Origin of the sequence: Blautia sp. CAG:257, from assembly GCF_000433815.1 — a bacterium.
Lineage (GTDB): Bacteria > Bacillota > Clostridia > Lachnospirales > Lachnospiraceae > Blautia_A > Blautia_A caecimuris.
This window is the reverse complement of record NZ_HF999094.1, coordinates 906-8,846: the sequence shown is the minus strand read 5'-3', so window position 1 is coordinate 8,846 and position 7,941 is coordinate 906. Positions and strand designations below refer to the sequence as shown.

Here is a 7,941-nt window from a genome sequence, read left to right as displayed (position 1 = left end):
ATCGTAGGCGGATCTATTTTAAGCCATGATCATTTCCAGGGAGGCCATTATATCTTTGCCATGGCAAAAGCCCCCATTGAGAAAAATGTAGTTATTCCGGGATATGAAGATGTAGAGGCAGGAATTGTAAAATGGCCGCTGTCTGTTCTTCGAATCCGTCATAAGGATGAAAAACGTCTGATCGATCTTGCTTCTCATATTCTGGAGGTATGGAGAGGATATACAGATGAGGAAGCCTTTGTGTTTGCGGAAACAGACGGGGAACCCCACAATACCATTACGCCCATTGCCCGTAAAAGAGATGATCTGTTTGAGCTTGACCTGACGCTGAGAAATAATATTACGACAGAGGAAAATCCGCTGGGCGTATATCATCCTCATGCAGAGTACCACCACATCAAAAAAGAAAACATCGGTCTCATTGAGGTTATGGGCCTTGCAGTACTGCCGGCGCGTCTGAAAGAAGAGCTGGAGCTTCTGGAAGAGTACATTCTGGAAGGAAAAGACATTTCCTCCAATGAAAAGATTGAAAAACATGCCGCATGGGTACAGCAGTTCCTTCCAAAATATAAGGATCTGAACAGAGACAATATCCATGAGATCCTTCAGAAGGAAGTTGGAAATGTGTTTGTTCATGTACTGGAGGATGCCGGTGTTTATAAATGCACAGAGGAAGGCAGAGCCGCCTTTATGCGTTTTGTAGAAAAACTCTGATATTTTCTGAGGCAGGAGTTCCGTTTCCGGGAACCGGGCGGATTTCCGCAAAACTCCTGCATTTACACCTTGCAGGAACACAGTGAATGGGATATACTAGAAAGCGAAACGGATGTTTGTACATCTGCTTCGCTTTTTATATCATGAGTTATCATTAAACAGAGAGAGGAAATAGATTATGAAACTTACAACTGTAAAAGAAATTTACACAGACCGGGAAACCTTTCTGGATCAGGAAGTGACCGTAGGCGGCTGGGTGCGCAGCGTCCGTGGCTCCAAGGCATTTGGATTTATTGTACTTCATGACGGTTCCTGTTTTGATACACTTCAGGTAGTCTATCATGATACCATGGATAATTTTGCGGAGATCAGCAAGCTCAATGTAGGAGCTGCCATTATTGTAAAGGGAACTCTGGTTGCAACACCACAGGCTAAACAGCCTTTTGAGATCCAGGCATCAGAAGTACAGGTGGAGGGAGCGTCTGCGCCTGATTATCCTCTTCAGAAGAAACGCCACACCATGGAATACCTGAGAACAATGACACATTTAAGACCAAGGACAAATACCTTCCAGGCAGTGTTCCGTGTCCGTTCTCTCTGCGCTTATGCGATCCACAAGTTTTTCCAGGAGAGAGGCTTTGTATATGTCCATACACCTCTGATCACAGGAAGCGACTGTGAGGGAGCAGGAGAAATGTTCCGTGTTACCACTCTGGATCCTCAGAATCCGCCTGTAGATGAGAACGGAAAGATTGATTACACTCAGGATTTCTTTGGAAAAGAGACAAACCTTACAGTAAGCGGACAGCTGAACGGTGAAACCTATGCTCAGGCATTCCGCAACATTTATACTTTTGGACCTACTTTCCGTGCAGAAAACTCCAACACCACCCGTCATGCGGCTGAGTTCTGGATGATCGAGCCGGAGTGTGCGTTTGCAGACCTGAATGACAACATGGATCTTGCTGAGGATATGCTGAAATATGTGATCCGCTATGTGCTGGAGAACGCTCCTCAGGAGATGAATTTCTTTAATTCCTTTGTAGATAAAGGACTTCTGGACCGCCTGAACCATGTGATCGATTCTGAGTTCGGACATGTAACCTATACAGAGGCGATCGAGCTTCTGGAAAAGAACAATGACAAATTTGACTACAAGGTATTCTGGGGCTGCGACCTTCAGACAGAGCATGAGCGTTATCTGACAGAGCAGATCTTTAAGAAACCTGTATTTGTAACAGATTATCCGAAGGAAATCAAGGCTTTCTACATGAAACAGAATGAGGATGGAAAAACCGTTGCTGCTATGGACTGCCTTGTTCCGGGAATCGGAGAGATCATTGGCGGAAGCCAGAGAGAGGACGATTACGATAAGCTGAAAGCCCGCATGGATGAGCTTGGTCTGAAAGCAGAGGACTATCAGTTCTACATGGATCTGCGTAAATACGGATCTACCCGTCATTCCGGTTTTGGACTGGGATTTGAGCGCTGCGTTATGTATCTGACAGGAATGGGCAATATCCGCGACGTAATTCCTTTCCCGAGAACAGTAAACAACTGCGATTTATAAGGAGTCATAAATGATAAGATTTATTCATCTTGCAGATGTTCATCTGGGGGCGGTTCCCGACAGGGGCTGCCCGTGGAGCCATGAGCGGGAGGAAGAGATCTGGGAAACTTTCCGCCGGGTCATTGCGTCTGTACGCAGGGATCCGGTGGATTTGTTATTTATAGCAGGAGATCTTTTTCACCGGCAGCCCCTTCTGAAGGAGCTGAAAGAGGTTAATTATCTTTTTTCCACCATACCGGAAACCAGAGTGTTCCTGATGGCAGGCAATCATGACTATATGAAGAGAAATTCTTTTTACAGGGGATTTGCATGGGAACCTAATGTGACATTTTTCGATAGTGAGAAAATGAGCTGCGCATATGTGGAAGAGCTGCAGACGTTTGTCTATGGAATGAGCTACGAGCATCAGGAGATAAAAGAACCTCTGTATGACAGCTGGCAGCCGGAGCAGGAACAGGGCTTTCATGTGCTTCTTGCTCACGGCGGCGATGAGAAGCATATTCCCATGGATGCAAAAAAAATTCTTTCCTCAGGCTTTACCTATCTGGCTCTTGGGCACGTTCATAAGCCTCAGGCAATGGTAAGGGGAAAAGCCCTGTATCCCGGAGCTCTGGAACCCATTGACCGCAACGATACAGGAGATCACGGTTATATTGAGGGAAGCTATGACAATGGCAGAATGCGTCTGAAATTTGTTCCTTTTGCATCCAGAAGCTATCAGAATCTTCTTCTTACCCTGGATGAGACCTCCACTCAGTATTCTCTGGAGGAGATGCTGAAGGGAGAGATCCTGAAACGGGGCGGAAAAAATATTTACAGACTGATTCTCAGGGGAAGACGCGCTCCTGAATTTATTCTTCTTACAGAGCGTCTGAAAAAGCTGGGAAATATTGTGGAGGTTCTGGATGAATCCAGACCTGCTTATGATCTGGAAGAGCTGTACAGAAAGTATACAGGAACCCTGATCGGAGACTATATTGGATATTTTATGGGAAGAGAGCTGACTGTGGTGGAGGAAAAGGCCTTGTATCACGGGCTCCAGGCATTGCTGGAAACCAGCATACTGAATTAACGGCGGGAAAGAATTATGATCATAAAACGAATTACAGTCAGAAATTTTGGGAAGCTTCAGGACAGGACCATGGAGTTTTCAGATGGAATCAACGTACTGTACGGTGACAACGAAAGCGGCAAAACGACTACGCATACCTTTGTGAGAAGCATGCTTTACGGAATCCAGAGACAGAGAGGACGCGCTGCCCGTAAGGATGCTTACAATCTGTATCTGCCATGGGAAAATTCTGCTGATTATGGTGGAACTTTGTGGTTTGAAAACGGTGGAAAGAATTTCCGGCTTACGAGAAACTTTTATAAGGAGAACCCTACAACAGAATTTCTCTGTGAGGATGACGGGGAAATCCTGGATGTGGCTCAGGGAGATCTGGACGCTGTGCTTGGCGGCATCAGTGAGACGGTTTATGAAAATACAGTTTCAGTGGCTCAGCTGAAAAGTACCACAGGCCCGGAGCTGGTAAGAGAAGTCCAGAACTATATGGCAAGCTATCAGGGAGCCGGAGACAGCTCCGTAGATCTGGGACGGACCATGCAGATGCTGAAAATGGCCAGAAAAGGCTATCAGGTACAGGCAGAACAGAAAAAAAGAGAAAACCAGAGGGAAAAGGAAAAAATTTCCTCCGGAATGGAGTATATCAGACAAGAGCTTGAAGAACTGCAGGAAAAAGAAGCCAGAGTTTCCGGACAGGAAAAAAGCTTTTATATAGGCGGCGACGGAAGCGGAATCGGCGATCTGGAAACGGGGATCGCAGCGCTTTACAGGAAGCGGAAAGTTCTGGAGTTTGTGATAACGACAGCTCTTATATTCGGAATCGGCGGAGCTCTGGCAGTAGCCGGAATCACAAAAAGCCTGATTACTGCCATGGTCATTGGTGTGATCGGCATTGCGGCAGGAGTCGGCGCCTATCTTGTGAGAATGCGTGTATCTGAGGAAACAGAAAAAAAAGAATGGCAGAAAAACCGCCTTCTTGCAAGACAGGAGAAACTGTCCTGGAGCCGGGAAAATATCAGAGAAGCCCGGAAGGAAAAGGAAACGGCCCTGGAAAATGCTGCGGCAGAATACAGAGAGGCTGAAGAGTACGTTTATTTTCCTCTTGCAGAAGAAATGGAAATAGAATCTCTGAATCTGGCTATGACAGTGATCGATCAGATTTCAAGGGATATTCACCGACAGGTGGGAGGAAAGCTCAGAAGACGGATCTCCGGAATCCTTTCTGAGATCACAGGAGGCAGGTATACGGAAATTCTTATGGATGCAGATCTCCATATGACAGTAAATACCGGAGAGCGTACCGTGCCTCTGGAAAGCCTCAGCAGAGGAACTGTGGAACAGATCTACTTTTCCCTGAGAATGGCAGCAGGAGAGCTTCTGTGCGGCAGAGAGCAGCTTCCTGTGTTCCTGGATGAGGTATTTGGCATGTATGATGAGGAACGCCTTACCTCTGTGCTGAAATGGCTGGCAAAAGAGAAGCGCCAGGTGATCATCTGCAGCTGCAGACAGAGAGAAATGGAAATTCTGGAAAAGAATGGAATCTCTTATAATAAGATAGTGCTGTAAACGAATAAGGAAAGAATAAGGAAAGAATAAGGAAAAGCCCTCTGGCAGTCACAGGACTGCGCAGGGGGCTTTTCTGCGGTGTCAGTTTATTGCTTTCAGGCGCCTGATGTGAGCCTTCTGAAAATTATTTATACTGATCCATATAGTTGCTTACGCAGCGTTTGATACGGTCTACCGGATTCAGAAGGTGGCTGACAGACATATCATGGTTCAGAGTGTCGATGATAAGAGCAATATATTTACTCATATCGCAGGTAATATAATATGGTTTTTCAAGAAGCTCCGGTGTCTGGTATACCAGGTTGGTAGTAAGAAGCTTGTCGAATACGCCGTTTTTGAAGCCTTCGTCAAATTTATCCAGACCATCTGTAAACAGACCGAAAGTAGAGCAGATATAGATTCGTCCTGCGCCTCTCTTTTTAAGAAGAGAAGCGATCTTGAGAACAGTGTCTCCGGAGGAGATCATATCGTCGATCAGGATCATATCCTTGCCTTCCAGCTTCGGTCCAAGGAATTCATAGGCAGCGATGGGATGACGTCCGTTTACACGTCTGGAATAATCGAGACGCTTATAGTACATACCCATATCAACGCCAAGGATATTGGCAAGATAAATGGCGCGGTTCATGCTTCCTTCGTCAGGGCTGATGATAGCAAAATGCTCATTGTCAATATGAAGACCCTCTTCGTTTCTGAGAAGAGCTTTGATAAACTGATAGGATGGCTGAACAGTTTCAAAGCCGTGAAGAGGAGTTGCGTTCTGAACACGGGCGTCATGGGCGTCAAAGGTGATGATGTTTTCCACACCCATTCCGGTCAGCTCCTGAAGAGCTGTGGCGCAGTCCAGTGATTCACGTCCTACACGTTTGTTCTGGCGGCTCTCATAAAGGTAAGGCATGATAACATTAACTCTTCTGGCCTTTCCGCCGATTGCTCCGATCACACGTTTCAGATCCTGGAAGTGATCGTCAGGGGACATCAGGTTGGTAAAGCCGCTGATGCGGTAGGTCATGCTGTAGTTGCATACGTCTACCATCAGATAAATGTCATCGCCGCGGACAGACTCTGTGATCACGGATTTTCCTTCTCCGGAACCAAAACGGGGAGTCTGGACACCAAGAATATAGGAGTCTCTCTGATAACCCTCAAAAGCAAAGGAATTAAGCTCCTGATGATTTCTTTCCTGTCTCCATTTTACAAGCCAGTCATTGACTTTGGCGCCAAGGGACTGACAGCTTTCCAGAGGGATCAGCCCCAGTCTTCCTACAGGGAGTGTTGTGAGATCTTTGGTGCTTAACTGTGCCATTCTTTATTTTCCTCCTAAAAATATTTTCTGTATGCGGATATCTTTTCCAATGAGTTTCAGCATCTGAAAATTGCTTGCGATCCGGGAAAAGGTTCTCTCGGAATAGGTGGCAGAAAAATCCTCCAGTTTCAGATTGGTAGAGATGATCGTGGATTTTCTGCGGGCAAGCCGCTCATTGATGCACAAAAAAAGCTGAGAAGATACAAAGCTGTTGGTAAGCTCTGTACCAAGGTCGTCAATGATCAGAAGATCACAGTCGTAAATAAAATCTTCTCCCGGATCAGTTTCCGACTTTCTGGCAAAAGTATTCTGAGCCAGCTTGTCAAAAAGATCAAAAGCTGAAAAATAAAGCACGCAGTGGGCGGTTTTCAGCAGTTCACAGGCAATGCAGTGGGAGAGGAAGGTTTTGCCTACTCCGGTGCTGCCGTACAGAAAAAGATTCTGGCAGCCGGAATCAAAATTGCGTACAAAATTCACAGCAGTATCATAGGCATGCTTTGCTGTGTCTCTTGCTGTCAGTCCGGTTGCCTCGTTTTTTATTGTATCAGAATACCAGTCAAAAGAAAAGTGCTCAAAATTTTCTTTTTCCAGAATCTCTGCAAGATTGGACTGAGTATAAAGAAGTTCGATCTCTGCTTTTTTGAAGCAGGAGCATTTGCCTGTGTCTGTGTAGCCGGTATCCTGGCAGCGGGGACAGAGGTAATGGGGCTCCAGATAATCTTCAGGAAAGCCGTTTTCCCTGAGAAGAGAACGACGTTCCTGTGCCAGACGGGCTACAGATTTTTTCAGGTCTTCTACAGTGCTGCTCTGTCCGCAGAGAAGAGAACGTGCCTTCTGGGCGCTGAGAGAAGCAACCTCACGGTCAATCTCTGCCAGCCGGGGAGCTTTTGTAAAGGCGCAGGAGCGTCGCTTTTCCAGATCGTGCATAACCTGGGTCTGTCTCCGGTTGTATTCTCTCATAATAATATCATACTGAAAGTTCTGTAAAGACACGTCATCCCTCCTTGCCTGAAAATTACTGATTCAGCAGACGCTTTTCATATTCGTCAAAATTATATTCCCGCTGCTGAAAATTATTAAAGCGGTTGCCGGAAGCAGGGGCGGCAGGCTTGGACTGCTTTTTGTCCTGTTTCCGTTTCTTGTGCTCTGCATCCAGAGCCTGGATATCCTCCAGAGTTTTTACCTGTTTCTTTTTCCAGCCTTCCAGGATCTTGTCCGTATACTGGAAGCTAGCCTGACCTGTCTGGAGAACGGTTCTGGTACAGGCTTCCTGAATGATGGCAATGGAAAAACCATAAGTTTTCAGCCAGGTGTCCATCAGTGTGATCTCTGTTTCCACAGGGCTCCGGTTGGTGATTCCCAGAGCTTTCAGAATGGAATAATAATCCTTGCTGTACCGGGCGTTGGCTTTTTTGGCCTCCGCCACAGTGGAGATTCCCTCCTGGGCCCAGGCAAGGGCAACGGTTTCCATATAACGGATGCTTTTGTGGCTGCGGCTGACGCAGTATTCAATCAGGTATTCGATCAGATCTGCGGAAAAGCCCAGACCGTCATAGAAGAAAAGGATTTTCTGTATTTCTGTAGGGGACAGGGTTTTGCCCAGATACTGTTCTGCAATATAAAGAAGCTGGATAATATCTTCGTTCTGTTTCAGTTCTTTTACACGGTCCGGCGTAAGCGGTGCGGCTTTGGCCGGTACTGACTGCTTTATAGTGGCGG

The 7,941-nt window shown here is 46.3% G+C and carries 6 protein-coding genes and 1 pseudogene; 4 read left to right on the top strand and 3 right to left on the bottom strand.

The window, feature by feature from the left end; genetic code table 11:
* The 4 genes and pseudogenes from QVP40_RS10995 to QVP40_RS10980 all read left to right on the top strand — a co-directional run.
* Nucleotides 1-714: pseudogene (locus QVP40_RS10995) on the top strand (UDP-glucose--hexose-1-phosphate uridylyltransferase); the annotation flags it as partial.
* A 178-nt stretch (nt 715-892) separates the two neighbouring features.
* A complete protein-coding gene (gene asnS, locus QVP40_RS10990; RefSeq protein ID WP_022068458.1) occupies nt 893-2,284 on the top strand; it encodes an asparagine--tRNA ligase in 1,392 nt (463 codons plus the stop codon).
* Nucleotides 2,285-2,294: 10 nt separating this feature from the next.
* Nucleotides 2,295-3,356: a metallophosphoesterase family protein gene (locus QVP40_RS10985; RefSeq protein ID WP_022068457.1), complete on the top strand. Its 1,062-nt coding sequence runs from the start codon at nt 2,295-2,297 to the stop codon at nt 3,354-3,356.
* Nucleotides 3,357-3,371: 15 nt separating this feature from the next.
* The gene (locus QVP40_RS10980) at nt 3,372-4,916 is read left to right on the top strand and encodes an ATP-binding protein (RefSeq protein WP_022068456.1); all 1,545 of its coding nucleotides are present in this window, start codon (nt 3,372-3,374) and stop codon (nt 4,914-4,916) included.
* A 124-nt stretch (nt 4,917-5,040) separates the two neighbouring features.
* Here QVP40_RS10980 and QVP40_RS10975 read toward each other — a convergent pair whose 3' ends face one another.
* From QVP40_RS10975 to QVP40_RS10965, 3 genes are all read right to left on the bottom strand, one after another.
* Nucleotides 5,041-6,222, bottom strand: coding sequence for a ribose-phosphate pyrophosphokinase (locus tag QVP40_RS10975; RefSeq protein ID WP_022068455.1), 1,182 nt, complete (start codon nt 6,220-6,222; stop codon nt 5,041-5,043).
* Nucleotides 6,223-6,225: 3 nt separating this feature from the next.
* The gene (locus tag QVP40_RS10970; RefSeq protein WP_022068454.1) at nt 6,226-7,215 is read right to left on the bottom strand and encodes an ATP-binding protein; all 990 of its coding nucleotides are present in this window, start codon (nt 7,213-7,215) and stop codon (nt 6,226-6,228) included.
* 22 nt (nt 7,216-7,237) lie between these two features.
* Nucleotides 7,238-7,941: DnaD domain protein (locus QVP40_RS10965; protein ID WP_288200509.1), on the bottom strand; the 704-nt coding region annotated here is incomplete at its 5' end.